Genomic DNA, 2,448 nt, shown 5'->3' with positions numbered 1-2,448 from the left:
ACCAAATCGACGCTTTGTTTTTCTATTTTAATTTTGTATTTTAGTTGAAACATTTCCGCTTCGGGCGCCCCGCTATCGCCAAGCCGGGGGACGTTAGGCACAATTATAAACCGACCCACATTCAATAAATGGCATTCAAAAAGACAGTAGCTGAAAAGCTTGAGACAAAGTTAAAAGTTATTGACACCTATGGACAGGTGACAAAGGTTGGAAACACCTTCCAAATTGACAATGAAACATTTCTTGACAACTCGGACGACAGCCTTATTTATGGAACAAAGCGATTTTTTCCAAATCTGGCTGACCCAATTAAAGAAGATAGTTATGCGGTAACAATTGTGCTGAACCACGATAATTTAAAGTACATTAATTCCAACCCTATAAACCCACCAAAAGGTTCAAAGAAAGTATATGACATATTTAAGAACTTACCAGACTTTGAAATTGACAGAATTGTTATAGGGGCAAATGAAAACTCAGCTCAAAACGGAGAAATAAAAGTGACAAAGGAAATGTATGACCAAATTTTAGGAGTTGATTCAGAAGAGAGACAAGAGAAGAATGTAAGAGTTTTTAATAGGATGGTTCCTTTTCTAAGTGCTCAATTTAATATAGACACAGAAGATATAGAAGTTGATAGAAATTATAATCTGCTATTACAAGAAATTTTAGCTAGTGGTGAATTCACTCAAGCAGACCTAATCAATTTAACTGCCAATTTAGATGCAGGTGAATCATCAACTGTCGTAATTGAAAAGCAAGTCACAAAGCAAACTCAATGGCTTGTTGAGACTGTTGAAGAAATTTTAGAAGAAGGCAAACTAAATAAAACTAAAGCAAAGAACATTGGATTTGACAAATTTGGTTACACAAAAAATTCTGTAAATGGCCCTGAACATTTAATGGAAAAAATTCTAACCGACTTTGGTCAATACTCACTCTTTGGAGTTCCTGCATTACTTAATACAAATAAGTACGTAATTCACGAAGGTGTTTCAAGGTCTCAATTTGACTTAATACTAATAAACCACCTAGGAGATATTGAACTAGTTGAATTAAAACGACCTGACCAATATCTTTTTGAATTTGGAGATGGCAGAGGCAAATTCTATCCTGCGAAAGACCTTGCCATCGCTATCGCTCAATTGGAAAGATATATAACAGCTGTTTACAAGGACAATGATGACGAATATTTAATTGATAACAAAAAAATTAGAGTTTTTATTAATGACAAAGTCGGGGATGTGTTGTATGTCGAAAGTATTAGACCGAAAGGGCTTATAATTATAGGTTCTTGGCAAAAATTATGTAAACCTTATGCTGAATTGACAGCAACTCAAAAAGCGAAAATTAGTGAAGCTCACTATAACGAAGATTCTAGACAGGCATACAAAGAACTAAAAAACTCTTTAAAAAATATTTCTATAATGACTTATTCCGAACTTTTAGAAAATGCTCGAACAAGACTACAATTTAATAATGATGAAAACGAAGAATAACTGTGCCTAACAAGGTATTGCCAAAAGCGGGGCTCAACGGCTTCGATTGGACATTTGTGTAAGGTTCAACATTTGTTCTTCGATTGAGCTTTTGTGCCAAAAATCCCCGCCTTCGGCAATACCCGAAACGTTGTCTGATATACCAGAAACACCGTACTAAAAACAAAGATTTGACAAATTTCGACTTAGGACAGACTTCAATAACGACTGAAAAACTTACGACTGAAAGTGGAGAAATAATTCTGCTTGACAAATACAATTTTGTGTTTGAAGCTTGTACTGACAATAATAACTTTGACACTTACGGAGGAAAAAAATTATTAAAACTTGACAATGAAACGCTATTTGCTGAATTGTTGATATTAAGACTTTTAGAAAGGCAAGGTTATAAAGGAGTTTGGGTTGACACTTATCGAAACAAATTTTGGCAACGATTACCACACGTTTCTTTTCCAGTTATTCCAGACAGAAAAATATTGGACATTTACGAAAAAATATACGAACAAAAGGGCGGTCGAAAATCGGGTTGCTTTGATATTGTTGCTTACAAAGACAATCATTTTATATTCGTAGAACTCAAAAAGAAAAAAGAAGATAGTATTAGACAAACACAAATTGAATGGCTAAAAACTGCATTGACGCAAAACTTAGAAAATCCAACTTTTATAATTGCGGAATGGAGTTTATAAAAAATATGCTGATGTACATTCGTCTCGGTGGACGAATGTACATCAGCTAACAAGGGTTTTGCGATAGTGGGGCGAAACTGCAAAGTTCAACGGTAGTTCTTCGGTTCAACTTTTGTACAAAATTGAAGATTTGCGCTTCGATTGCCCCACCATCGCAAAGCCCCAAAACGTTGTCTGCAATATTTTTACGAAAGTCTACTCCATCGAATTTTCTGAAATTGAATTTAACTGAATTTTCGAAAATGAATATTCTCAAATTT

At 34.6% G+C, this 2,448-nt stretch carries 3 protein-coding genes; 2 read left to right on the top strand and 1 reads right to left on the bottom strand.

Annotated features, from left to right (window positions below):
* Window positions 1-128 precede the first annotated feature (128 nt).
* Both B0I22_RS16010 and B0I22_RS16005 read left to right on the top strand, forming a co-directional pair.
* Window positions 129-1,499: a Shedu anti-phage system protein SduA domain-containing protein gene (locus B0I22_RS16010; RefSeq protein ID WP_133946619.1), complete on the top strand. Its 1,371-nt coding sequence runs from the start codon at window positions 129-131 to the stop codon at window positions 1,497-1,499.
* A gap of 170 nt (window positions 1,500-1,669) precedes the next feature.
* Window positions 1,670-2,188, top strand: coding sequence for a hypothetical protein (locus B0I22_RS16005; protein ID WP_133946617.1), 519 nt, complete (start codon window positions 1,670-1,672; stop codon window positions 2,186-2,188).
* A gap of 46 nt (window positions 2,189-2,234) precedes the next feature.
* Here B0I22_RS16005 and B0I22_RS16260 read toward each other — a convergent pair.
* A partial coding sequence (locus tag B0I22_RS16260) for a hypothetical protein (RefSeq protein WP_221411243.1) occupies window positions 2,235-2,448 on the bottom strand: 214 nt, incomplete at its 5' end.

The sequence above is a fragment of the Epilithonimonas xixisoli genome (assembly GCF_004365655.1).
Taxonomy (GTDB): domain Bacteria; phylum Bacteroidota; class Bacteroidia; order Flavobacteriales; family Weeksellaceae; genus Epilithonimonas; species Epilithonimonas xixisoli.
Note: the sequence above shows the minus strand (reverse complement) of the source record. Positions and strands in the feature narration are given on the sequence as shown.

Bases quoted from the DNA above. Each gene is read 5' to 3' on its own strand.
- B0I22_RS16010 (WP_133946619.1), top strand. From the start codon at position 129: ATGGCATTCAAAAAGACAGTAGCTGAAAAGCTTGAGACAAAGTTAAAA.